Raw genomic sequence first — 22183 nt, forward strand, 5'->3', positions numbered from 1 at the left:
GCGGGGGCCCGGCGCCGCCCCCGCCGGGGCCGGGGGCGGCGCGGCCGCCCGCCGGGTCAGGGCGCCAGGTAGTGCTGGAGGTCGGCCACGACCAGGTCCGCCGCCGTGACGCCGAGCCCGAGGTACCACGTCTCGTCCGGGACGTCGTAGGCGTGCCCGGCCTTCACCGCGCGCAGGTTCTTCCACAGCGGGTTGGACCGCGCGCGTGCCATGTCCGTCGTCTTCGGGTCGCCGTAGACACCGGTGAAGATGTAGTCGGCGTCGGCCTTGTCGATGTTCTCCGCGGAGATCTCGGCGGCGAGGTCGTCGATGTCCTGGTTCGCCGGCCGCGGGATCCCGGCGTCCTTGAGGATCGTGCCGATGAAGGACTGGTTCGCGTACAGCCGCGTCTTCCCGTCCTGCATGTAGCGGACCATCGACACCGTGGGCTTCTTCGCCCCGAGCGCCGCGTCCAGCGCCCTGATCCTGTTGTCGTAGTCGGCGAGCTTCGCCTCGGCCTGCGCCGTCCTGTCGAGCGCTGCCGCGTTGAGCAGGTAGTTCTGCTTCCAGGTGTAGCCGGGGCGGACCGAGAAGACGGTCGGCGCGATCTTCTCCAGCGCCTTGTACTGCGTGGCGGCGCGCAGCTGGCTGCCGAGGATCAGGTCGGGGTGGAGGCCCGCGACGGCCTCCAGGTTGAGGTTGTTGATCGTGCCGACGTTCTTCGGGTCGCCGCCGTCCTTCTTCAGGTACGACGGCAGCGAAGGCGAGCCCTCGGTGGGCGCGTAGCCGACCGGCTTGACGCCGAGCGACACCACGTTGTCCAGCTCGCCGACGTCGAGCACGACGACCCGGGTGGGCCGCTTCGGGATCACGGTCGTGCCCATCGCGTGCCGGACCGTCCGCGGCCACTGGCCGGGCTTCGCGTCCGTCCCCATCGCGGCGGTCTTGTCCGCCGCGGAGCCGAAGTCCTTGCCGCCCTTGGCGACCGCCTGCTTGTCCTTGGCCGCGGCGTCCGCGCCGCCCGGGCCCTTCCCCCCGTCGTCGGAGGAGCCGCCGCACGCGGCGAGGGCGAGTCCGGCGGCGACGGCGAGGGCGACGGCGGCGGTGTTACGGCGGCGCCGGTGGGACATGGCGGGACTCCTGGTGCGATGGGTGTCGGAGGCGACCGTGCTGGTGGTTCAAGATTCACACAGTCTCTTAGGTGAGCCTAACCTCATTCGCGGGCGGCCTTCGCACCCACCCCCGGTTCCCGCGGCCCGGCCCCGTCCCCGGTGGCCGGGCGCCGTTGTGCACACCCGCGTACGCCCCGCGGGGGAATCGTGCACGACAACACCCTTACGGGTGAATGGACCCCAGTCGCGTTGATCGCCCGGAAGTGCGAAAACTACGGTCGTGCGCCGGAGGTGGACGACTCACATGACCGTCACAGCTGTGGGAGCGATGAGCGCACTGCGGGCCACGGGCGACGACGCGGCCACAGGGGCGGGGGCGCCGCGTGCCGTGCGCCGGTCGGGCCTCACGATCGCCGCGGACGGCTCGTACGCGGCCTGCCTGGCCGAGAGCGTCACCCCGGACGGCACCGGACGCGGCCTGCTCGTCGAGCGCTGGACCCTCGCCGGCCCCGAGCCCTACGCCGTCCCCCTGCCCGGCCGGCAGCCCGAGGAGCCCGGCACGCAGGCGCTCCCCCTCGCCGACGGGCGGGTGCTCGTACGCCGCCGCGTCGCCGACCGCTGGGACCTCGCACTGCTCTACCCCTCCGGCCCCGAGACCGGCGAACTGCCCGCCGGTTCGCTCACGGGCGACGACGTACGCCTGCTGCCGCCCGTCCCCGCCTCCCCGCCGGTGGCCTACGCGCTCGCGTACGACGCGGCTGCCGGCCGTACCGGCGTGTGGCGCGTCCACGGCACGGACGGCCGCGGCCCCGAGCCCGTCATGACCGTCGAGGGCCGCTGCACCGGCGGGGTGTGGCTCGACCGCGCCGGCCGGCTGCTCGCCCTCGACCGCGAACTCGGCGGCCGCACCAAGGCGGTGGCCGCCGACCTCGGCACCGGGCGCACCAGCCCGCTGCTCCAGCTCACCGACGACAGCGACGACCGGCTGCTGCTCGCCGAGCCCGACAGCGGCCTGCTGGTGCTCCGCAGTGACGCCGCGGGCGAAACGCGGCTCGGCTGGGGCGTGCTCGGCAGCCGCCACCCGGTGCGCTTCCCCGACGCCCTGCGCGTACCCGGCGTCCAGCTCACCCCCGTCGCCGCGCAGCCCGGCCAGATCCTCGCCCCGGAGGCCTCGGTGGTCGCCCTGCGCGCGGAAGTCCCGGGCGGCGCGCAGTCGTTGGCGCTGTGGCGCCCCGGGGAACGCCGCCTCCACTGGCGGGCCTCGCCCCTGGGCTGGCTGGGCGCGGGGCTGTGGCTGCCGCGGGACGAGCTGAAACTGCCCTACGCGGTGGGGGAGTCGGCGCCGGGGGGCGCCTCGGCCGCTACGGCAGGTGCGCCGGGTGCGGCGGGAGGAGCCGGGGCGGGGGTGTGCGGGCTGGCGGCCTACGAGCCGCCGGTGAGGTGGGGAGTGGTGGCCTCGGCGTGGGAGGCCGGGCCCGGGCCCTCGGCCGGGGACGGAACCGAGGGCCCGGCCGGCGTGACCGGCGTGACCGGCGGGGAGGCGGGCCGGGGCGGCGCCGCTCGGCGGGCGTGGGGACCTGGCGGCGCGGCGGGGGCGGCGGCCACCGGGGAGGGCGCCGCCGGTGCGGCACGCGGAGCCAGCGGCGCGGCCCGTCCGGGCGGGGCCGCCGGGAGTGGCCCCGCCGGAACGAGCCCCGCCGGGGGAGCCGCGCGGGCGGCGACGCCCTGCGCGTCCGCGGGCCACCGGGGGACACGGGCGTTCGCCGGGTGCGCCGGGGGCAGGGTGCTGCTGCCCGCCGGGGGCCGGGGCGGTGGGGGGCGCGCCGTGGAGCCGCCCTCCCCCGCCGGGGAGTGGGGGCGGCCGCTGCCCGTACGCCGGACCTGGGCCGTACTGCCGCTGCAGCAGGCGCCGCTCGCCGCCGTGCGCGCGTCATGAGCCGCACCCGGGTGGCCGCCGACCCCGCCCGCTGGGCACCCCACCCGCCGGGGGCGACGGCGAGCGTGCGGTGGGAGGAGCTGAGCGGGGCGGCGGGACCACCTGCCGTGGAGGGGACGCCGGGGGGCCGGCCGCACGCGCCCGATCTTCCCCCGCTAGACTTTTCGCTCGCCGTTGCGCGTCGGGGGACGCAACGTGAGCACGCGCATGCGTTTTCGCTGCTCGCCCGTCTCCGGCGCCGCCGACACACCACGGGGAGTCCGACCTTGTCCGACGCCGCAGCGTCCACCACCACCGGCCCGCACGACCACACGCCCCCGCAGGGCCGCCACCGCGGCCCCGCCTCCCCGGAGCCCCCCGAGCCCGAGGCCCCGCCCGCCCCCGGCCGCCACCGCCGCCCCGCGGAGTCCTGACGCGCCACGCCCCTTCCGGGCCGTCACCCGGCCTGGGACGGCGGGAGTGTGAGGCGGCGTACGACACCGGAGCGGGGGACGGTCACCGGTCCCGGAGAAGCCTCCGGCTCCGGTCCGCAGCGCGTCCAGGACGCGCTGCGGAGGCCCTCCCCTCGTCACTCGCCTCAGGCGGGACGACGAGTCACCGGCGGATCGTCTCGTACCGGGAGCTCCTCCTCCGGGCGCAGGGCTTCGGCTACCGCCATGGTGTCCCAGTAGAACGGGTGCATCTCGGTGATGAGTCCGTCCTTGACGGTGATCAGTTGCATGACCGAGGTGTCCAGGATCCGCCCGGTGGCGCGGGCCTTCAGGCGGCCCCGGTTCATTACGACGACGGCGTCTGCGCCGACCACGAACCGCTGCTCCAGGAATTCCAGCGACTGCCACGCCTCGCTCATCGCGGCCATGAACTCCTCGATGCCGCGCGGCCCGCGCCACGTGCCCCCGTAGGGCAGCCCGGGCGCCTGGTACATCACCACCTCGGGATCGAGACACGCGGCGAGTGCGCCGAAGTCGGCCTTGCCCATGCCTCCGGCGGCGATGTAGGCCGCCTCGGCCGCGTAGAACTCCTGGAGTACGGCCAGGGCGTCGCCTCGTGCGCCCTCGCCTGTGCGCGGCCCGGTCGCCGGCACCGTGGTCGGGCTCGAATTCACTGTGTTTTCTGCGCTCACCGGACCATGGTGACGATCCGGCGGGAAAGGCGCTGGCGGGAATCGGACAGCGCGTTTCCCGAGCGCATGTCCGAGTTCTGTCACGGGGCGATTCTCCGTGGGGGCCGGGGGTCCTGCGTGGGGCGGACCGGTGGTGAGCGGGCCGGCGGATCCCGTGGGCGGGATCCGGGTGCCCGCCGGCGACGGCGCGGACGAAGCACGGATCGTGTGCGCACAGCGCGCGGCCGGCGGCCCCACCCCGGCGCCGCCGTCCGGACCTAACGGCCGGAATCATGATGTGTCTTGAATTCTGCTTCAGGCCTGGCTGCCGGTGTGGCAGAGTCCATCCACATCAGCTGGCAAGGGAATACCGCATTCCGGGCGGGTGCTCAAGGGGCCCACCAGGAACAGCGTGTGCGGCGCCGTGGCGCGGAGTGCTTTCCGCGCGGGGCGGGGCCGCGCGGATATCGATCGGATCAGTACCCGGATCAGCACCGCCGTCGTGATCAGACCGATGCCTGAGAATTCGGAGACCTCTCTGTGGTCAGTCAGCCACCTTCCGCCTCGCAGGAACAGGAAAGCGCTGCCGAAGGGTACGGCGAGGACCCGCGCTATCTCGTGCTGGGACCGGTGGGTGTCTACAGGGACGGCAGGCCGTGCACACCCAGCGCGCTCAAGCAGCGGGCGCTGCTCGCGTTGCTGCTGCTGTCGGCCGACAGGCCCGTGCCCAATCACCGGCTGGTGGAGGGGCTGTGGGGGACGTGCCCGCCGCGGGCGGCCGCGGCGACGCTGCAGATGTACGTCACGGGCCTGCGGCGGGCGCTCGATCCGGCGCACGGTGCGGCACGGCGGGATCCGCGGCACCATCCGCTGCTGGTCACGGAGGTGACCGGCTACCGCCTGCGGGTCGCGCCCGGTGAACTGGATCTCGACCGCTTCCGGGTGCTCGCGGCGGCCGGGCGGCGGCATCTGGGCGAGGGGCGGTGCCGGCAGGCGGGGGAGGCGTTCCGGCGGGCCCTCGGGCTGTGGCGCGGGCGCCCGTTCGCCGATCTGGAGGGGGCGGGGCACTTCGGCGCCTACGGGGTGCGGCTGGAGGAGGAGCGGCTGGCGCTGCTCGGCGAGTACCTGGACACCGTGCTGTGCCGCGGGGAGAGCCACGAGGTCGCCGACGCGGTCGGGCAGCTGCACGAGCTGTGCGCCGCGCACCCGCTGCGGGAGTCCTTCCAGGAGCAGCTGGTGCGGGCGCTCGTCCGGGCCGGGCGGCGGGCCGAGGCGCTCGCCGTCTACGCGAAGGTGCGCGGCATGATGGTCGCGGAGCTGGGCATCGAGCCCGGCCCGGGGCTCAGGGCGGCGCAGCTCGTCGCCCTGGAGGCCCGCGAGCCGTACGCGGCCGCGCACCGGAACTGCCCCTGAGCCCGGCGGGGCGGCCCGCGGGTTCACCGCAGGACGACCGCCCCGCCGGGCCCGGGGGCCGCGGCCGCCTGCGCCGCGGCGTCCGGCTCCTCCCCGGCGGGCTCCCCGAGCCGCCAGCCGAGCCGGCGCCGGTAGTAGACGAGCGGCTCGCGGCCGCTCCCGGAGTCCCGCGCGCAGCACACCACCTCGCCGATGACCACCGCGTGGTCACCGTGCGGGAAGACGGCCGCGGACAAGCACCGCAGGTACCAGGGCACGCCCGCGAGGCGCGGCACCGGCCCGTCCCAACTCCACCGCACGGCGGCGAACTTGTCGGCGCCCCGGCGCGCGAAGGCCTCCGCCGTACGGGAGTCGGCGCCGCTCAGCACGTGCACGCCGAAGGGGGCGCCGGCCGCGAACGCCGGGTACGCGCGGGCGGACGCGGCGACGGTGAGCAGGACGGAGGGCGGCGCGACGCTGTAGGAGCACACGGAGGACACCAGCAGCCCGCACGGTGCCCCGTCCTCCTGCCGGGCCGTGACCACGGCGACGGCGGAGGCGAGGTGCGCCATGCTCTCGGTGAAGGCCGCCGCGTGCCCCGGCACCGCGGCCGGGGCATGCGGCGCGACCCGCCGGCCCACCCCCTACACCCCGGCCCGCTCGCCGCGCAGGCACGACGCGTGGTGGGTGCGCGCGTCCTCGTCGTCCGTCTCGGCGAGCACCGCCGCGAAGTCGTCGGCGGCCTGCGCGAAGCGCCCGGCCGCCTCGTGGACCAGTCCGCGGTTGTAGCGGATGGCCACCGAGCCGCCGAGCTCCACCGCCCGGTCGAAGTCCGCGGCGGCCGCGGCCAGGTCACCGGCCCCGAAAGCGAGTTCGGCCCGCAGCGCCCACGCCTCGGCGAGCCCGGGGTCGGCGTCGAGCGCCGCGTCCAGCGCGGTGCGGGCGGCCTGCGGCGCGTCCTGCTCGGCCAGCACCCGGCCCTGGAGGCACAGCAGGTGGGCGTGGCCCGGGGCCAGCTCCAGCCCCGCCGCGATGTCGTCCAGCGCGGCCCGCGCGTCGCCCAGCTCGGCGTGGATGCCGGCGCGGTTGAGGAGCGCGTCGACGTTGCCGGGCTCCAGGACGAGCACCCGGTCGAACTCGCGCAGCGCACCCTCGGTGTCGCCCAGCTCCAGCCGCGCGTCACCGCAGTTGTAGTGGGCCTCGGGGAAGGGCGGCTCCAGGGTGAGCGCGTGCTCGTAGTCCGCGAGCGCCTCCTCGGTGCGGCCCATGCGGCGCAGGATGTTGCCGCGGTTGAAGTAGTGGTCGGAGAAGTCGTCGTCGATGGCCATGATGTGCGCGTAGTCGTCGAGCGCGTCCTCCAGCCGCCCGCTCATCGCGTTGACCTGGGCGCGGTTGTAGCGCAGGCCGACGCGGTGCCAGCTGCGCTCGCCGAGGCCCATCTCCTTGTCGAGCCGCTCGATGCCCTCGTCCAGCAGCCGCAGCGCCTCCGCCATGCCCCCGGTGCGGGTGGCGACGAGGGCGAGGCCGTTGCGGTTGAAGACGGAGAAGAACGCCCGCTCGGCCGGGTCCTCCAGCAGCGAGGCGATCGCGATGGCCTGGTTGACCCAGGCCCGCGCGAGCTGCGGGTCGCGCTTGTCGGGGGTGTGGTGGCGGGCGTAGAGCATGGCGGTCTCGTAGGCGAGCTTCATGTGCACGGTGGGGTCGAGGCTGGTGCGGCGCGCGGCGTCCTGGAGTTCGGCGGATTCGTCGGGGCGGCCGCCCGCGGCGAGCGAGACGCCCGTGCCGCGCGTCAGCTCCCACCACTCCTGCGGCTGTTCGCCGGGGTCGACGAGGGCGAGCCCGCGTCTGCCGTATTCGACGGCGGTGCCGTAGAGCCCCAGGTACTTGCAGCGCTCGTGCGCCCGGATGAGCGCCTCGACCCCCGCGGTGCGGCGCCGGCTGCCCCGCTCCAGGTGGTACGTGAGGGCGCCGAGCCGCAGCGACGGCTCCGACTCCGCCCGGCCGGCGAGGAGTTCGGCCCGCGCGTCGTGCAGGGCGGCGCGGTCGCCGGCGTCCAGCGCCCCGTAGGCGGCGAGGGCCGCGGTGTCGTCGCGTACGCCGTCGGAGTCGACGTACGCACGGGCCAGGTCCGCGGCGGACTCCGTCGCGGCGGGCTCGGGCCGTCCCGGGTCGGTGATCCGCCCGGTGTGGGCCGCGAGCGCCGCCGGCAGCGACTCCGACACCGGCCCGGGCACCTCCGCGACCTCGTCGGGGCCGGTGTCGACGACGACGGTCAGCAGCTCCGGCCGGACGCGCCGCAGCAGCACCGCCAGAAACTCCCGGTCGGTGGCGTCCGCGTGCTCCACGTCCGTGACGACCAGGGTGCGCGGTCCGCCGCCCGTCGCCGCCAGATGGGCCTGGAGGAAGTCGACCAGGCCGTGCGCGACCCGCAGCGAGTGCAGCCGCGCCGGGTAGCGGCTGATCGCGACCGCGCCGCCCTGCGCCGCCGCCTCCAGCGGCCGCTGGATCGCCGGGACGAGGCCCAGCAACTCCGGCGTGGTCTCCTGCAGTTCGATGCGGTGCCGGTAGGCGAGCGCGGGCTCGCGGCGCAGCGCCTCCGGGGCGATCTGCCGCATGAGCGTGCCCACCGCGGTGTAGGGGCCGCGCAGGTTGCGGTGCGCGCTGACCCGCGCGAGCGGCGGCGGCAGCGGCAGACCGGCACGCACCCGGTCGCGATCGGCCCGAAGCGGCGCCTGAATCCAGTAGTGGGTGCCCATGTGCCTGCCTTTCGACGCTCGTTGCTCGTTTCCGACGGTGGTGCGGGGCCGTACGCGGTACGGGTGGTGCCCGTGCGGTCCGTACGCGGTACGGGTGGTGCGGGGTCGTGCGACGTGCGGGTCCGCGCGGGTCAGGAGGCCAGCGCGCTGGGGGCGGACCCGGCGCGGCGCCGCCGGGCGCGGTCGCGCAGCGCGATCCACAGCGGCAGCAGCATCTGGCCGAGCAGCAGTGTGAGGAAGCCGACCGCGTCCAGCAGCCGCAGCACTCCCGCGTCGCCCGAGGTGAAGCGGCGCACGGAGCCGGCCGTCATGTCGGCGAAGACCGGCAGCAGCGCGAACAGCGTGGTGGCGAGGCTGACGGTGTAGCCGCCCAGCACCAGCCACGCGTACCAGCGCGCCGCCCTGAGGTCGACGGGGTGCGCGCCGCCGAGGTCCCGCACCCTGTCCGGGCGGCGCAGCAGCCGCCACAGCCGGTTGCGCAGGGTGCGCAGCGCCACGCCGTGCAGGTCGACGTTGCCGAGCACGGTGGTGATCAGCACGTAGATGTCGGTGCGCAGGTAGAAGAAGAACTGCCACAGCAGCCGGGTGAAGGTCGCGAAGGCGACACCGAGGCACACCCGGGCGGCCACCGGCGGGGCGGCGTCCGCGGCGCCGAGCACGTAGGCGAGGACGACCAGCCCGCACAGCACGAGGACGTCGGCGAGCATCCCGGCGAGGATCGGCAGGATGCGCCTGCGGCGCGGCACGGCGGCCAGGCCGTCGAGGGCGGTCTCGACGACGAGGAAGTAGAAGCGGTAGGACATCGAGACCTTCGAGCGGATCGCGAGCCGCCGCCCGGCGAGCGCGTGGAAGATCTCGTGCAGGGCGATCAGCGGGGTGACGGCGACCAGCAGCGTCAGGTTCACCACCGTGTAGTACGAGCTGAAGACCATGTCGTGGGAGCGCGGCAGCAGCGTCGGGAACCGTACGGTCAGCGCCGCCGCGGCCGCCACGAGGGCCGCGTAACCGGCCCACGCCGGAGGGGAGAAGGCCGCGCGGCCGAGCCGCTGCCAGCGCAGCGGGGCGTTCTCGGCGGGGGCCTCGCCGGCCCGGCGGGTGAAGCCCAGCTCGTCCAGGGCCTCCAGCACGTCGGCGACGTCGGCGCTCTCCCCGTACTCCGCCTCGTAGCGCCGCGCGGCCTCGGCGGCGGTCGCGCCCGCCTCCAGCCAGCGCACCAGCTGTGCGCCGTCAGGGGGGAAGATCGCGTACGAGTCGATGTCGGCGCGGCCGATCGTCACGCCGTCGGCGTCGTCGAGGTAGACCAGCGGGTGGAAGAGGACCGGCTGGTCGGTCCCGCGCCGTGTGCTGGTGGTGTGTTCCGCCTGGCGGGCCTGCTCGGCCCGCTCCGTCTGCTCCGTCTGCTCCGGCACCGCTCGACCTCGCTTCCCGGGCCTGCGCCGTACGTGCGCGCGTCGTGTCGTCCCTGCCCCGCCGGCGGCGGATGCGCCGCTGTCCGGCAGCGAAGTGGCCGCTGCCGGACGGCGGTTCTACCGGGTCACCCGGCTGCCTCGGATCAGGCGGCGGGGTAGACGTGGCAGCCGGAGGTGGTCAGACGGACCGGGCCGGCCTTGCGGATCACGATCTTCTTCATGGCTGCCTCCTGGAAAGGGGGAACGGAACGTGCTCCACCACACTCGGCGCCGCCCCCAGAAGGTCGCCAAAGCCCGGCCAAACCCCTCCCGCGGAGGGGCGGTCGCGGGCGCGTACCCGCACGCCGGGGCGCGTGCCTGGCGCCTATTCGGCCGGGCGGGGCGATCTTGCCACGAACGGGTGACCAAGAGTCACGTACTCGTAAATTCCTGGACATACAGCCGATATTGTTCGAGTGTCATCGGTCCCAAGTGGCCGATCGGAACAGGAGGTTCACCCATGCGTATGGGTACGGTGCTGGGCACCATCGGGGCGGCCGGCGCCCTGGCTCTCGCGATGTCCGTCCCGGCCAACGCCGCCACGTCGCGCTTCGTGAACGTGTCCACCGGCTTCTGCCTGGACAGCAACGGCAGCGGCAACGTCTACACGCTGGGCTGCAACGGCGGCAACTACCAGAACTGGGACGTCCAGGACGTGGGCGGCGGCGCGGTCCAGCTGAAGAACGTGTCCACCGGCTTCTGTCTCGACAGCAACGGGAACGGGAACGTGTACACGCTGGGCTGCAACGGCGGCAACTACCAGCACTGGCTGAAGCAGGGCGTGGGCGGCGGCGCGGTGCAGTTCAAGAACGTGTCCACCGGCTTCTGCCTGGACAGCAACGGGAACGGGAACGTGTACACGCTGGGCTGCAACGGCGGCAACTACCAGCACTGGAAGTCCTGACACCTGCCGGTGATCTCCGGGCCCCCGCGAATCCGCGGGGGCCTTCTCGCCGTCCCCCGCGCCACGTCCTTGCCGCCCGGAGCCCCGCACCCGGACAATGCCCGGTGTGACGACATGAAGAGCACCGGCCGGCCGCACGTCCTGGCGCCGCGCGCGCCCCGGCTGGGCGGCGCCCCGCGGTGGAGGGTGGAGCTGCGCGGTGTGCGGCGAAAGCGTCCGCACCTACCGCTACCGCCTCCACCCGCCCGGCTTCCCGGCGTTCGAGCGCTGCATCGCACTCGTGTGGTGCCCGGGGTGCCGGATCTACGAGAGCGGCCTGGTCCGCGTACCGGCCGGCGAGGCGCTGTTCGACGCGCTGGCACCGCTTGCCGCCGACGCGCGCGAGCGGCTGCTGCGGAAGGAGGCGGCACTTGTCGACCGCCTCGACGGGCTTCAACGCCTCGGCGGCCCCGACCGGCCGGGCGGGACGGCTCACCGGGGCGGCGCCGCGGTCAGGCGCTGACCGCCCGGCGCACCTCGGCCAGGAACTCCTCCGTACGCGGGTGCGTGGCATGGGCCGGACGGGCGGCGTAGACGGTGGCGGCGGGTGCGTCCTCGATCGGGACGAAGCGCACCCCCGGGTGGCCGTGGCTCTCCGCCGTCCCGGCCGTGCCGATGCCGAACGCTCCCCCCGACGCGACGAGGTTCAGCCACGCGTCGACGTTGTGCACCTCGACCGTGCGGTCCGGGCGCTGCGCGGGGGGCCACAGATCCACGGAGGCCGTGCCGATCTCCGGCCACAGCGCCAGCGGCAGGGCCGGAGCCGCGGTGAGCTCGGCCAGGCGCACCCGGGCGCGGTCCGCCAGCCGGTGGTCGTCGGGGAGGGCGCAGACCAGATCCTCGGTGTAGAGGGCCTCGGCGCAGATGCGCGGGTCCGCGGGGAAGGTGCGCAGCACCGCCACGTCGGTGTCGCCGGTGGCCAGGCCGGCGGTGCTGTTGTCCTGCCGGACCACGTCGACCGGCACGTCCGGATGCCTGCGCCGCCATGCGCGCAGCAGCGGGACGCTCTGCCGTCCGAGGACGGCGCACGTGTAGCCGAGCCGCAGCGGCCGGTCGACGGCCCGGGTCTCGGCGAGCGCCGCGTCGAGGTGGGCGAGGATGGCGCGCCCGTGCCCGAGGAAGGTCGCCCCGGCCGGAGTGAGGTCGAGATGCCGGGACGACCGGTCGACCAGCCGGACCCCGACACGCGCCTCCAGCTGGGCGAGAGTGCGGGACAGGGCGGGCTGCGTCATGTGCAGCCGCGCGGCCGCGGCAGTGACGGTACCGGCCTCGGCGATGGCGGCCAGCGCCTTGAGATGGCGCACTTCCACATCCATGCGCGCCAAGCATAGCCGCTGCCCACACGGCATTTCCGGGCGCGGAGTGCGGTCCGTAGCGTCGATCACGCGGGGCGGTTCGCCCCGGGCCCCCGGTCCTTTTCGGGGGCTTCCTTCCGGTGACGTGGATGTGTGTGATGAGGATTCTTCTGGTCGGCGCGGGCGGGACCCTGGGCTCCGCGGTGCGCAAGGCGCTCTCGGGGCGCGGGCACGAGGTCGTCGGCGTGGGCCGCACGGGCGGGGACGTGGTCTGCGACGTCACCGACCCCGAGGCCGTTGCCCGGATGTACGCCCAGGCGGGCCCGCTGGACGCGGTGGCCGTCGCCGCGGGTGCCGCCGTGTTCAAGCCGCTGGCCGAGCTGACCGCGGACGACGTCGCCGCAACCGTCCGCGGGAAGGCCCTCGCCCAGGTGGAGCTGGTCCGCCAGGGCATCCCGTACGTGGCCGCATCCGGATCGTTCACGCTGGTCAGCGGCATCATCGCGGAGGAGCCGATCGCAGCCGGAGCCGCCGCCTCGGCCGCGAACGGCGCTGTCGAGGCGTTCGTCCGGGCCGCCGCGGTCGAACTGCCGCCCCAGCGGATCAACGCCGTGAGCCCGACGGTGGCCGAGGAATCCCTGCCCTCTTACGGGCCGTTCTTCGCCGGCATGGAGCCCGTCCCGGCCGCACGCGTCGCGACGGCGTACGTGCGCTCCGTCGAGGGTGCGCAGACGGGCCGGGTCTACCGCGTGCACTAACGGGGGAGGGGCGGGGCCGCCGGCCGCGCCCCCCGAGGGGCCGTCCCGCCGCTGCCCCCGGGCGGGCGCGCCGCGTCCTCGTCAGATCCAGTTCGCCCAGCCGAAGGTGAAGAGGTAGGAGCGGCGTGCCGCGTCCAGGCCGCGCACGCCGCGCAGGCGCATGACCGCTAGCGTCGCGAGGAAGAGGGCCGCGAAGGCCGCCGCGACGGCCGCTCCGGCGAGGGCGTTCACGACGACACCGACCACCGTGCTCGCCACGGCGACAACGGCGAGGCCGAGATGCGCGGCGGGCAGATCCGCCCTCAACGCCTCGCGTACCGCCTGCTGCGCTGCCCGCCGGTCTGCCGTGTAGCGCTCGCGCGCCGCATCCTGATCTGCGGCGGGCCCTTCGGGCCACTCCTTCATACTGTCCCCCCCCGAACTCTCCGTGAGGGAACGGTAGTCCCGCGCAGGCCCGCGGAGCCACCGTGCCGACATGAACGGCAGGTGGCCCCCCGCTTGCGGTGGGTTGGCCGCGGTGGTGCGCGGGCCGCGCGAGGTGGGTTGGCTGCGGTGGTGCGTCGGCCGCCGCGGTGCGTCGGCCGCGCGCCGTGTGTCGGCTGCGGTGGTGCGTGGGCCGCCGCGGTGTGTCGGCCGCGGGCCCGTATGCCGACTGCCGTGGTGCGTGGCTCGCCTGCGGTGGGTGGCTGCCATGGTGCGTTGCCCGCCCGCGCGCCGTGTGTCGGCTGCGGTGGTGCGTCGGGCGCCCGCGGTGATTGGCCGCCGCGGTGCGTCGGCCGCGCGCCGTGTGTCGGCCCGCCTGTGGTGGTACGTGGCTCGCCCGCGGTGGGTTGGCTGCGATGGTGTGTCGGCTGCCGTGGTGCGTCGGCCCGCCCGCAGTGCGTCAGCCGCGCACCATGTGTCGGCCCGCCTGCGGTGGTGCGTGGCTCGCCGGCGGTGCGTTGGCTGCGGTGGTGCGTGGGCCGCGCGCGGTGGGTTGGCTGCGGTCGTCGGCCCGACTGCGATGCGCCGGTCGCGCGGCGTGTGTCGGCTGCGGTGGTGCGTCGTCCGCGCACCGTGTGTCGGCCCGCCTGTGGTGGTGCGTCGCTCGTCCGCGGCGCGTTGGCTGCGGTGGTGCGTGGCTCGCCCGCGGTGGGTTGGCTGGCGTCGGCCGTCGCGATGCGTCGTCCGCCCGCAGTGCGTCGGCCGCGAGCCGTGTGTCGGCGCGCCTCCGGTGCGTCGGTCGTCCGCGGTGCGGTGCCCGCCGGACGGTGCTCGCCCGTCGTGCGCCCCTCGCCGGGGAGGGCGCCCGGCGCGGTGCTTGCCGGGCGGGCGGCTGCTCCTCGGTGACGAGCCCGTCACGCATGGTGCGCCGGGGCCACCCCGCGCCGTACGTCGCCGGTCGGCTCGCGGATGATCCCGCGGGCCGACCACGCTCCTGACCTGCTGCGATGGCGGAGTCGGCGGCCCTGGGGCCGCGTGTCCGGAAATTCCGGCAGGCGGAGGGGTGCCTTTTCCGCAAATCGTCGTATTGTGGTGATCGACAACAAATAGGCCGCAGCTGCGCGCGGAGTGCGCGCGTACAGGTCCGGAGGCCGGGTGAATCCGGTGTCCGGGATCCGCGGCCCGTGCCGCACCCGAAGCCCGTGGCCCGCGTCCGCGCGTTTGCGCGCCCGTCCTCCACGCGGCGGCGCGGTCCGGCTCCGACGCGAGGCGCGTCATTCCCAGCCCACCGGCCGTACGGCAGGCGGGACACCTCCGACGCCCAGGTAACGACATGCGCATGCTCAGCCCTGACACAGCGATCCCGGTCCTCCGTCCGCCGCGGCGGGCCGGCCGGGACCAGCCGCGCCCCCCGTGGTCCGCGGGCCCGCGAGACGGCGGGCCGCACCACGTCGCCGGGTGCCTGCCGCTGCCGCACCGCCCGGAGGCCGGGCGGCAGGCGCGCCGCAGCGCGGAAGGACTGATGGAGCGGTGGCGGGTGCCCGCCGGGACCGCGGACGACGTGCTGCTGGTCGTCTCCGAGCTGGTCACCAACGCGCTGAACCACGCGCTGCCCGCCGTGTGCCTGCACCTGTCGCAGCTGCCGTGCGGCATCCTGCGCGTCGAGGTCGCCGACGGCGGCCCCCGCGGGGTGCCGCTGGAGCGCGAACCGGACGCCGGCGGGCGCGGCCTCACCCTGGTGGGGGCGCTCGCGCAGTCGCACGGCCGCCTCCTCGGCCCGGCCGGCGCCCTCGCCTGGGCGGAGTTCGCGGGCCCCGCCACCCCGCCCCTGCCGGGCCCCCGTCCGCCGGCCTGACGTCACGCGTACCGGCGCGGGAGCGGCGGGCGCCCGTACGCGTACGGCGCCGGTGCCGCGGCGCGACGCGGGCCGGCCGGGTGCCCGTACGCGTACCGGTCCGGCCGCCGCCGGGTCCGGGCCCGCGCTCGCCCGGCCCGTACGCCGCTCCCGCCGTACGCTGGGCCGTATCGGCCCGACGCGTCGAGGAGGCCGCCATGTCCGCAGGTCGGAACACGGGGACGGAGCAGGCCGCGCCGCAGGCGGAGGTGCGGCAGCACAACCTGGCGCAGGTGCTGCGGCACGTCCACCTCTCGGGCGGCGTGTCGCGGTCGGAGCTGACGCGGGCCACCGGTGTCAACCGCAGCACCACCGGCGCGCTCGTCGCCGCGCTCGCGGACGCCGGGCTGGTGCGCGAGGAGACCCCGCGCGCCCACGGCTCGGCGGGCCGCCCCTCGCCGCTGGTGCTGCCCGTGCCGGAGCGCGCCCAGGCCATCGCGCTGGAGGTCGGCGTGGAGCGCATCCGGGTCGAGCGGGTGGGCCTGGGCGGCAAGGTGCTGGAGCGGCGCACGCTGCTGCCCGCCGCGGACGAGCCGGTCACCTTCGACGGCACGGTCGCCCGGCTCACCGGCCTCGTCGAGTCGCTGGGCACCCCCACCACCGCGGGCGGCACCGTCACCGGTATCGGCATCGCCGTACCCGGTCTGGTGCGGCGCGCGGACGGCCTGGTGCGCTTCGCGCCGAACCTCGCCTGGACCGACGAGCCGCTCGCCGCGGTGCTCACCGAGCGGCTCGCGCCGCCGTGGAACCGCCTGCCGGTCGCTGTCGGCAACGACGCCGACCTCGGCGCGCTCGGCGAGCACGCCCGGGGCGCGGCCCGCGGCTACCGCGACTTCGTCTACCTCTCGGCGAACGTCGGCGTCGGCGGCGGCCTCTTCTGCGGCGGGCGGCCCGTGTCCGGGCAGGGCGGCTACGCGGGGGAGATCGGCCACATGATCGTCAACCCGGACGGCCACCGCTGCCGCTGCGGCGCGCGCGGCTGCTGGGAGACGGAGATCGGCACCGATGTCATCATCGCGGCCGCCGGGCTGCCCGTGCCGCCCGACCACGCGCTGACCGGCGTCGTCGAGGCGGCCAAGGCCGGTGACGAGCCCGCCGCGCGCGCCCTGGACGAGGCGGCCCGCTGGCTCGCGATCGGGCTCGGCAACCTCGCGGTCGTGCTCAGCCCGGAGCTGGTCATCTTCGGCGGCGGGCTCCAGGACATCCACGAGGTCACCGCCGAGCGCATCGCGCACTACGGCGCCATCACCGGGCTCTCCCACGCCCGCGCCCCCTGGGCGCTGCGCCGCTCCGCGCTCGGCTACCGCGCCCCGCTCGTCGGCGCCGCCGAACTCGCCTTCGCCCCGCTGCTCGACGACCCGCTCGGCCACACGGCCACCTGACGCCTCGTCAGGCCCACGCCGGCCACCGACACCGCAGGTGGACGGCCGTATCCACACCGGACCTCCACCCCGACCGGCCGCACGCCGGCGGCCGTCGGGTGTCGCTGGCGTCCGTACACGCTGTCAGACTTTCGGAAGTGCGCGAATCTGGAAGGAATTTTGTCGCCAAACCTTGTGGCGCGATCTCGCCACGGCATAATCACGCTCCAAGACTGTTGCGGGGTGGGATCGCGTCGTGCTCGTTGCTTTCGTCATAGTTCTGCTGCTGGCCGTGGTCGGCGGCATCTGGTCCGCCCTCAGACACGTGCGGGACACCCAGATCGTCCGCATGGCGCGCACGACCGTGCAGACGGCCGAGGTGCGCGCGAAGAACGCCGAGGAGCAGCTCCGGATCGCCATCGAGGAGCTGCGCTTCCTCGCCGCGGACCGCATCCCGGCCGCCGTCCTCGCGCTCACCCACGAACACGCCCCCGTGCCGGGCCTGCTGCACCCGCAGGAGGCCAACGCCCAGCTGGCGAAGGCGATGCGGGACGTGCTCTCGGCGGCCACCGACGCCGCGGCCGGCGAGCGGGACCGGGTCGACGCCGCCGCCCGCTCGGCGATGCGCGGCGCCACCGCCAAGGTGCAGTCGCTGCTGTACCAGACGCAGAGTGTGCTGCACGACCTCCAGCACGAGCTGGACGACCCGCGGCTGCTGGAGCTGGACTTCCGCAACGAGCTGGCACTGCGCCGTATCCAGGCCACCGCCGTGCTGTGCGAGGCCTGGCCGGGTCTGGCCCGCAGCGACTCGCCGCTCGCCGAGGTCGTGATGGGCGCGCAGTCCCGGGTGGCCGGCTACGCCCGCATCAAGATGGCCAACCACCTGCGCGAGCAGCGCCTCGCGGTCGTCGCGAGGGCCGCCGAACCGCTCGCCATCGCGGTGGCCGAGCTGCTCGCGAACGCCACCTCCTACTCCCACCCCGACACCGCCGTGCCCGTCACGATCCAGCAGAGCGGTGGGCGCGGCGCGCTCGTCGTGGTCGACGACGGCGGCATCGGCATGGACGACGAGACCCTCGCGCGCGCCCGGCGGCTGCTCGACGGCCCCGAGACGCTGCTGCTCACCGAGCTGGGCAACCCGCCGCAGGCCGGTTTCGCCGTGATCGGGCGCCTGGTGCGGCAGTACGGCTTCTCCGTGCACATCGAGTCCTCGCCCTACGGCGGTGTCCGCGCGATGCTGCGGGTGCCCGCCGAACTGCTGACCGTCCTGGACGACGAGCACACGCTCTCGGTGCTGGTGCCCGCGCCCGTGGAGACGGCGGCGCCGCAGCGGCAGCCCGAAGGACCGCAGGAGGACACCCCGGTGACCGAGGCGACGCCGCTGCCCTCGCGCCGCCGCCGCAGCCCCAAGACGGCCGCCGCCCGCCCGGTCGCGCCGGTCCCGCCGGCCCAGCCGGCACCCGCGGCCCGCACACCAGAGCAGGCAGGCGCGCTGTGGGGCGCACTGCAGGACGGCACCCGCAGCGGCAGGACCGCCGCCGGGACCGCCGTCACCGGTGACGAGCAAGGAGACCACACGTCATGACCACCCGCCGACCCCTGGCACAGGACCTGGCCTGGGTACTGGACCCGCTGCTCGAACTGCCGGGTGTCCAGCACGCGCTGATCGCCACCGGTGACGGCCTGCTCGAAGGGTCCTCACCCGGTCTCGACCGGGCCGCCGCGGAACGGGTGGCCGCGATGACCGCCACCCTGCACGCCTCGGCACGCGCCTTCACCACCGCCTTCACCGACCAGGAGTCGCCGCAGCTCGCCCAGACCGTGGTGGAGTCCGACCTCGGCTTCGCGATCGTGGTGCCCGCGGGGAAGAACACCTCGCTCGCCGTCTTCGCCGCGCCCGACACCCAGCTGGGCAACATCGCCTACCAGATGCAGGTGCAAGTGGCCGCCCTCGCCCGGGCGATGAGTGCACCCGCCCGCGAGCCGGACGCAGCCGGCCGGCCATGACACCCGGCCGGCCCGGCACTTCAGGAGCGGCAGCCTCGCCCGACGGCGGGCCGCCCGGCGGACGGGGGCGCCGCCTGATACCCGCGTACCTGGCCACCGGAGGCCGGGAACGCCCGCGCGGCATGGCCGACTTCGACCGGCTCACGCTGCTGGTCGCCACCGACCAGCCGCCGCCCGAACCGGACTTCGGCCCCGAGCACCGCAGGCTGTGGACGCTGCTGCGGCCGGGGGCGCTGACGGTGGTGGAGTGCGCGGCCCATCTGGGGCTGCCGGTCAGCGCCACGATCTTCCTGGCCGCCGATCTGGTCGGCGGCGGCCACCTGCTCGCCCGGTCCCCGGTCCCCAAGGCCGAGGAGATCGACCGAACGCTCATCGAGAGGCTGCTCGTTGGACTCCGTGCCCTCCCCTGACACGGCGGCCCCGCCGGTCGCCGAACCGCCGCCGGGCCAGGTGCGCTATCTGCCCGCGACCGGGCAGACCCTGATGAAGCTGATCGTCACCGGCCCCTTCGGCGTCGGCAAGACCACCCTGATCCGCACCCTGTCGGAGATCCCCACCCTGCACACCGAGGAGGTCATGACCCGCTCCAGCGTGGGCCACGACGATCTCCACGGCCTGCCGGAGAAGACCACGACCACGGTCGCCGTCGACTTCGGGCGGCTGACCGTACCCGGCGACATGGTGCTCTACCTCTTCGGCACCCCCGGGCAGGAACGCTTCTTCCCGCTGTGGCAGGACATCGCCCGCGGCGCGCTCGGCGCCCTGGTGATGGCCGACACCCGGCGGCTCGCCGACTCCTTCCCGGTGATGGACATGGTCGAGGAGCAGGGGCTGCCCTACGCCGTCGCCGTCAACCGCTTCCCGGGCGCGCCCGCCCACTCCGACGGGACGCTGCGCCGCCACCTCGACCTGGCCCCCGGCACCCCGCTCGTGCAGTGCGACGCCCGCAACCGCCGCGACAGCATCGGCACCCTCGTCGCGCTCGCCGAGCACGTGCTGACCCGCCTGCCGGACGAGGACGAGAACGAGAACGAGGACGACGACGCGTCATGACCGCCCGCACCCTGCCCGCGCTCTACGGCGAGGACTTCGCCGCCGACCCCGAGCGGCACTACGCCGCCCTGCGCCAGGCCGGCCCGCTGGCCCGCGTGGAGATCGCGCCGGGCGTCGAGGCGATGCTGGCCACCGACTACGAGACCGCGCTCGACGTGCTGCGCGACACCCACACCTTCGGCAAGGACCCGCGGCCCTGGCCCGACACCGTCCCCGCCGACTCGCCGGTGCGCCCGGTGCTCGCCTACCGCCCCGCGGTGACCTTCGCCGACGGCGACACCCACGCCCGCTACCGCAAGGTCATCGGGGACAGCCTCGCCCTGGTCGGCCCGCACGTGCTCCAGCGGCAGGTCTCCACCGCGGCCGCCGAGCTCATCGGGCGCTTCGCCGGCGCCGGCCGCGCCGACCTGGTCGCCGACTACGCCCAGCAGATCCCGCTGCGGGTCTTCAGCCAGTGGTTCGGGCTGCCTTACGAGGAGGGCGAGCGGCTCGCCCGCACCCACAGCGCCATGGTCGACCTGGGCGAGGACGCGCACGCCGCGCACGAGGACCTCACCGGTGCCATCCGCGACCTGGTCGCCGACCGCCGCGCCCGCCCGCAGCGCGACCTCACGTCGTACCTCCTCCAGCACCCCGCCGGGCTGGACGACGCCGAGACCGTACGGCAGATCGCCGTCGCCTTCGGCAGCGGCCACGAGCTGACGGCCAACCTCGTCGCCAACACCCTCCAGCACATGATCGCCGACCCCCGCTACGACCGCTCCGTCTACGCGGGCGCCATGACCGCGCACGAGGCGATCAACGAGGTGCTGTGGCGCAACCCGCCGCAGGCCACCTCCACCGGCTACTACGTGCGGTACGACACGACCTTCCACGGGGTCGGCCTGCGCGCGGGCCAGCTCGTCCTGGTCTCCTACGCCGCCGCCAACACCTCCTCGCGGCCCGGCGGCCCGACGACCGACCCGTGGGGCGCGAGCGAGAGCGCCCACCTCGCGTGGGGCGCCGGACCGCACAGCTGCCCGGCCCGGCAGCCCGCGCTGCTCATCGCGATCACCGCGATCGAGGAGCTGACCAGCAGGCTGTGCGACATGGAGCAGACCGTGCCGGCCGGGCAACTGCGCTGGCGCCCCGGCCCGTTCTACCGCGCGCTCGCCGCCCTGCCGGTGCGCTTCACCCCGTGGGCACCCAAGGCCCCGGCCCCGCCGGACGAGTCCGGCGACGGCGCTTCGGCGGGACGCCGCGGGGCCGCGGTGGGACGATGAGGGTGACAGGCACGAGTACCCGACCGGCGGAGGGAGGCCCGGCATGCCCTACGCGGACGCGCTGCCGGCCGAGGAGATCGACATCCGGCTCGGGCGGCTGCCCGGCTGGGAGCTGAGCGAGGACGGCCGCACCGTACGGCGCACGTACCGGCTCGACCACCTGCCGGCCGCCATCTTCGCGCTGCACGTCGCCGGCATCCAGGCCGAGCTGAACCACCACTCCGACCTCACGCTCGGCTACGACACGCTGCGCGTGGAGATCACCACGCACGCCGCGGGCGGGCGGCTCACGGCCAAGGACTTCGACCTCGCCGACCGCATCGCCGCGATCGCGGAAGGGCACGGAGCCGCCTGACCGGCCCCGCGCCCGCGGGCGTCAGTCCACGCCGGGGTAGCGCACGCCCGTACGCTCGCGCACCGCGTCCAGCGTGCGCATCACCGCGAGCGAGCCCGAGAGCGGCACGAGCGGCGACTGCGTCAGGCCCTCGCGCAGGCAGCGGCCCACCTCGATGGCCTCGTAGCGCATCGTGCCGCGCTCCAGGCCGTCGTCCGTGACGTCCGCGAAGGCCACCGTGAGCGGGGTCTCGCCCTGCCGGTGCACGACGTAGCGCTCGGGGTTGAAGAAGCCCTCCGGGATCTCGATCCGGCCGCGGCTGCCGCTGATCGTCGCGGGCGCGCCGGTGTCCGCGGTGAAGGTGCAGGTCAGGGTGGCGACCGCGCCGCTGTTCCAGCCCAGCAGCACGCCCGTGGTGTCGTCCACGCGCTCGGGCGTCAGATGCGCCCAGGCGTCCACGCTGTCCGGCTCGCCGAGCAGCAGGTGCGCGAAGGACACCGGGTAGACCCCGAGGTCCAGCAGCGCCCCGCCGCCCTGCTGCGGGTCGCGCATGCGGTGGGTGGGCGGGAAGTCGCCGTGGAAGCCGAAGTCCGCGTGGATCGTCCGGACGTCACCGATCACACCCTCCGCGACAGCCGCCGCGAGGTGCCGCACCAGCGGGTTGCAGTACGTCCACATGGCCTCCATGAGGAACAGCCCGCGCTCCCCGGCGATCTCCACCAGCTCCTGCGCCTCGCGGGAGTTGAGCGTCAGCGCCTTCTCGCACAGCACCGCCCGGCCCGCCTCCAGGCAGAGCCCCGCGGCCTCGCGGTGCGCCGAGTGCGGGGTGGCCACGTAGACGACGTCCACGCCGTCGTCCGCCGCCAGCTCCGCCCAGCTGCCGTACGCGCGCGGTATGCCGAAGCGGTCGGCGAACTTCTGCGCGCTGTCCAGGCTGCGCGAGCCCACGGCGACCACCTCGGCGCCCGGCACGGTGGCCAGCGCCTCGGTGAACGTCGCGGCGATGCCGCCGGTCGCCAGCACGCCCCAGCGGATAGTGCGGTCCACGTCACTCCTCCATGCCCCAGAAAACCTGGTCTCGCCGTCCCGGATCACTGAAAGAATAGGCAACGCTTTCAACCACTTGAT

Annotated in this window: 22 protein-coding genes; 14 read left to right on the forward strand and 8 right to left on the reverse strand. The window is 75.2% G+C overall.

Going from position 1 to position 22183, the window contains the following annotated elements:
* Positions 1-56 precede the first annotated feature (56 nt).
* The gene (locus ACH4SE_RS32895; protein WP_398547205.1) at positions 57-1109 is read right to left on the reverse strand and encodes an ABC transporter substrate-binding protein; all 1053 of its coding nucleotides are present in this window, start codon (positions 1107-1109) and stop codon (positions 57-59) included.
* A 286-nt stretch (positions 1110-1395) separates the two neighbouring features.
* On the opposite strand from ACH4SE_RS32895, the gene ACH4SE_RS32900 reads away from it, so the two are divergent.
* Positions 1396-3027, forward strand: a complete 1632-nt coding sequence (locus ACH4SE_RS32900; protein WP_398547206.1) for a hypothetical protein — start codon at positions 1396-1398, stop codon at positions 3025-3027.
* Positions 3028-3293: 266 nt separating this feature from the next.
* A complete protein-coding gene (locus tag ACH4SE_RS32905) occupies positions 3294-3440 on the forward strand; it encodes a hypothetical protein (protein WP_398547207.1) in 147 nt (48 codons plus the stop codon).
* Between the two features lie 164 nt (positions 3441-3604).
* On the opposite strand, the gene ACH4SE_RS32910 is transcribed toward ACH4SE_RS32905, so the two are convergent.
* Positions 3605-4150 carry a nuclear transport factor 2 family protein gene (locus ACH4SE_RS32910; protein ID WP_398547208.1) on the reverse strand — a complete coding sequence of 182 codons (546 nt, stop codon included), beginning with the start codon at positions 4148-4150 and terminating at the stop codon, positions 3605-3607.
* A 597-nt stretch (positions 4151-4747) separates the two neighbouring features.
* Between ACH4SE_RS32910 and ACH4SE_RS32915 the strand changes: the two genes are divergently transcribed.
* Positions 4748-5542 (forward strand): BTAD domain-containing putative transcriptional regulator, encoded by a 795-nt coding sequence (locus ACH4SE_RS32915; protein ID WP_398547209.1) that lies wholly within the window; start codon positions 4748-4750, stop codon positions 5540-5542.
* A gap of 23 nt (positions 5543-5565) precedes the next feature.
* On the opposite strand, the gene ACH4SE_RS32920 is transcribed toward ACH4SE_RS32915, so the two are convergent.
* The 3 genes from ACH4SE_RS32920 to ACH4SE_RS32930 all read right to left on the reverse strand — a co-directional run bounded on the left by ACH4SE_RS32920 (position 5566) and on the right by ACH4SE_RS32930 (position 9686).
* Positions 5566-6126 (reverse strand): flavin reductase family protein, encoded by a 561-nt coding sequence (locus ACH4SE_RS32920; RefSeq protein ID WP_398547210.1) that lies wholly within the window; start codon positions 6124-6126, stop codon positions 5566-5568.
* Positions 6127-6165: 39 nt separating this feature from the next.
* Positions 6166-8277, reverse strand: a complete 2112-nt coding sequence (locus ACH4SE_RS32925; RefSeq protein WP_398547211.1) for a tetratricopeptide repeat protein — start codon at positions 8275-8277, stop codon at positions 6166-6168.
* Between the two features lie 131 nt (positions 8278-8408).
* Positions 8409-9686 (reverse strand): hypothetical protein, encoded by a 1278-nt coding sequence (locus tag ACH4SE_RS32930; RefSeq protein WP_398547212.1) that lies wholly within the window; start codon positions 9684-9686, stop codon positions 8409-8411.
* Positions 9687-10185: 499 nt separating this feature from the next.
* On the opposite strand from ACH4SE_RS32930, the gene ACH4SE_RS32935 reads away from it, so the two are divergent.
* Together ACH4SE_RS32935 and ACH4SE_RS32940 are read left to right on the forward strand one after the other, a co-directional pair.
* Positions 10186-10629: an RICIN domain-containing protein gene (locus tag ACH4SE_RS32935; RefSeq protein WP_398547213.1), complete on the forward strand. Its 444-nt coding sequence runs from the start codon at positions 10186-10188 to the stop codon at positions 10627-10629.
* Positions 10630-10828: 199 nt separating this feature from the next.
* Positions 10829-11131, forward strand: coding sequence for a hypothetical protein (locus ACH4SE_RS32940; RefSeq protein WP_398547214.1), 303 nt, complete (start codon positions 10829-10831; stop codon positions 11129-11131).
* On the opposite strand, the gene ACH4SE_RS32945 is transcribed toward ACH4SE_RS32940, so the two are convergent.
* Positions 11121-11984 (reverse strand): LysR family transcriptional regulator, encoded by an 864-nt coding sequence (locus ACH4SE_RS32945; protein WP_398547215.1) that lies wholly within the window; start codon positions 11982-11984, stop codon positions 11121-11123. The two genes, ACH4SE_RS32940 and ACH4SE_RS32945, sit on opposite strands and share 11 nt — an antisense overlap.
* 137 nt (positions 11985-12121) lie before the next feature.
* Here ACH4SE_RS32945 and ACH4SE_RS32950 point away from each other — a divergent pair, with 137 nt between their 5' ends.
* A complete protein-coding gene (locus ACH4SE_RS32950) occupies positions 12122-12721 on the forward strand; it encodes a short chain dehydrogenase (RefSeq protein ID WP_398547216.1) in 600 nt (199 codons plus the stop codon).
* An 81-nt stretch (positions 12722-12802) separates the two neighbouring features.
* On the opposite strand, the gene ACH4SE_RS32955 is transcribed toward ACH4SE_RS32950, so the two are convergent.
* A complete protein-coding gene (locus ACH4SE_RS32955) occupies positions 12803-13126 on the reverse strand; it encodes a hypothetical protein (protein WP_398547217.1) in 324 nt (107 codons plus the stop codon).
* 1357 nt (positions 13127-14483) lie between these two features.
* On the opposite strand from ACH4SE_RS32955, the gene ACH4SE_RS32960 reads away from it, so the two are divergent.
* The 8 genes from ACH4SE_RS32960 to ACH4SE_RS32995 all read left to right on the forward strand — a co-directional run bounded on the left by ACH4SE_RS32960 (position 14484) and on the right by ACH4SE_RS32995 (position 21076).
* Positions 14484-14999, forward strand: a complete 516-nt coding sequence (locus ACH4SE_RS32960; RefSeq protein ID WP_398547218.1) for an ATP-binding protein — start codon at positions 14484-14486, stop codon at positions 14997-14999.
* 197 nt (positions 15000-15196) lie between these two features.
* The gene (locus ACH4SE_RS32965; RefSeq protein WP_398547219.1) at positions 15197-16420 is read left to right on the forward strand and encodes an ROK family protein; all 1224 of its coding nucleotides are present in this window, start codon (positions 15197-15199) and stop codon (positions 16418-16420) included.
* Positions 16421-16655: 235 nt separating this feature from the next.
* Positions 16656-17984, forward strand: a complete 1329-nt coding sequence (locus ACH4SE_RS32970; RefSeq protein WP_398547220.1) for an ATP-binding protein — start codon at positions 16656-16658, stop codon at positions 17982-17984.
* A complete protein-coding gene (locus ACH4SE_RS32975) occupies positions 17981-18406 on the forward strand; it encodes a roadblock/LC7 domain-containing protein (RefSeq protein ID WP_398547221.1) in 426 nt (141 codons plus the stop codon). Before ACH4SE_RS32970 ends, ACH4SE_RS32975 begins: the two co-directional genes overlap by 4 nt.
* Positions 18403-18816 carry a DUF742 domain-containing protein gene (locus ACH4SE_RS32980; protein WP_398453062.1) on the forward strand — a complete coding sequence of 138 codons (414 nt, stop codon included), beginning with the start codon at positions 18403-18405 and terminating at the stop codon, positions 18814-18816. Before ACH4SE_RS32975 ends, ACH4SE_RS32980 begins: the two co-directional genes overlap by 4 nt.
* On the forward strand, positions 18794-19459 hold the full coding sequence (locus ACH4SE_RS32985) for a GTP-binding protein (protein WP_398547222.1): 666 nt from the start codon (positions 18794-18796) through the stop codon (positions 19457-19459). The genes ACH4SE_RS32980 and ACH4SE_RS32985 overlap by 23 nt, the downstream gene beginning before the upstream one ends.
* The gene (locus ACH4SE_RS32990) at positions 19456-20721 is read left to right on the forward strand and encodes a cytochrome P450 (RefSeq protein ID WP_398547223.1); all 1266 of its coding nucleotides are present in this window, start codon (positions 19456-19458) and stop codon (positions 20719-20721) included. The genes ACH4SE_RS32985 and ACH4SE_RS32990 overlap by 4 nt, the downstream gene beginning before the upstream one ends.
* A 43-nt stretch (positions 20722-20764) precedes the next feature.
* Positions 20765-21076: a 4a-hydroxytetrahydrobiopterin dehydratase gene (locus ACH4SE_RS32995; RefSeq protein WP_398547224.1), complete on the forward strand. Its 312-nt coding sequence runs from the start codon at positions 20765-20767 to the stop codon at positions 21074-21076.
* Between the two features lie 21 nt (positions 21077-21097).
* Here the strand turns inward: ACH4SE_RS32995 and ACH4SE_RS33000 are convergent, their stop codons facing one another.
* A complete protein-coding gene (locus tag ACH4SE_RS33000; protein ID WP_398547225.1) occupies positions 21098-22102 on the reverse strand; it encodes a Gfo/Idh/MocA family protein in 1005 nt (334 codons plus the stop codon).
* Positions 22103-22183: the final 81 nt, after the last annotated feature.

The sequence above is a fragment of the Streptomyces sp. NPDC020983 genome, assembly GCF_044333485.1.
Classification (GTDB): Bacteria; Actinomycetota; Actinomycetes; order Streptomycetales; family Streptomycetaceae; genus Actinacidiphila.

Coding starts and splice junctions, on each gene's coding strand:
- ACH4SE_RS32895 (WP_398547205.1), bottom strand. CDS start 1,109: ATGTCCCACCGGCGCCGCCGTAACACCGCCGCCGTCGCCCTCGCCGTC.
- ACH4SE_RS32900 (WP_398547206.1), top strand. CDS start 1,396: ATGACCGTCACAGCTGTGGGAGCGATGAGCGCACTGCGGGCCACGGGC.
- ACH4SE_RS32925 (WP_398547211.1), bottom strand. CDS start 8,277: ATGGGCACCCACTACTGGATTCAGGCGCCGCTTCGGGCCGATCGCGAC.
- ACH4SE_RS32935 (WP_398547213.1), top strand. CDS start 10,186: ATGCGTATGGGTACGGTGCTGGGCACCATCGGGGCGGCCGGCGCCCTG.
- ACH4SE_RS32945 (WP_398547215.1), bottom strand. CDS start 11,984: ATGGATGTGGAAGTGCGCCATCTCAAGGCGCTGGCCGCCATCGCCGAG.
- ACH4SE_RS32950 (WP_398547216.1), top strand. CDS start 12,122: ATGAGGATTCTTCTGGTCGGCGCGGGCGGGACCCTGGGCTCCGCGGTG.
- ACH4SE_RS32955 (WP_398547217.1), bottom strand. CDS start 13,126: ATGAAGGAGTGGCCCGAAGGGCCCGCCGCAGATCAGGATGCGGCGCGC.
- ACH4SE_RS32960 (WP_398547218.1), top strand. CDS start 14,484: ATGCTCAGCCCTGACACAGCGATCCCGGTCCTCCGTCCGCCGCGGCGG.
- ACH4SE_RS32965 (WP_398547219.1), top strand. CDS start 15,197: ATGTCCGCAGGTCGGAACACGGGGACGGAGCAGGCCGCGCCGCAGGCG.
- ACH4SE_RS32975 (WP_398547221.1), top strand. CDS start 17,981: ATGACCACCCGCCGACCCCTGGCACAGGACCTGGCCTGGGTACTGGAC.
- ACH4SE_RS32980 (WP_398453062.1), top strand. CDS start 18,403: ATGACACCCGGCCGGCCCGGCACTTCAGGAGCGGCAGCCTCGCCCGAC.
- ACH4SE_RS32990 (WP_398547223.1), top strand. CDS start 19,456: ATGACCGCCCGCACCCTGCCCGCGCTCTACGGCGAGGACTTCGCCGCC.
- ACH4SE_RS32995 (WP_398547224.1), top strand. CDS start 20,765: ATGCCCTACGCGGACGCGCTGCCGGCCGAGGAGATCGACATCCGGCTC.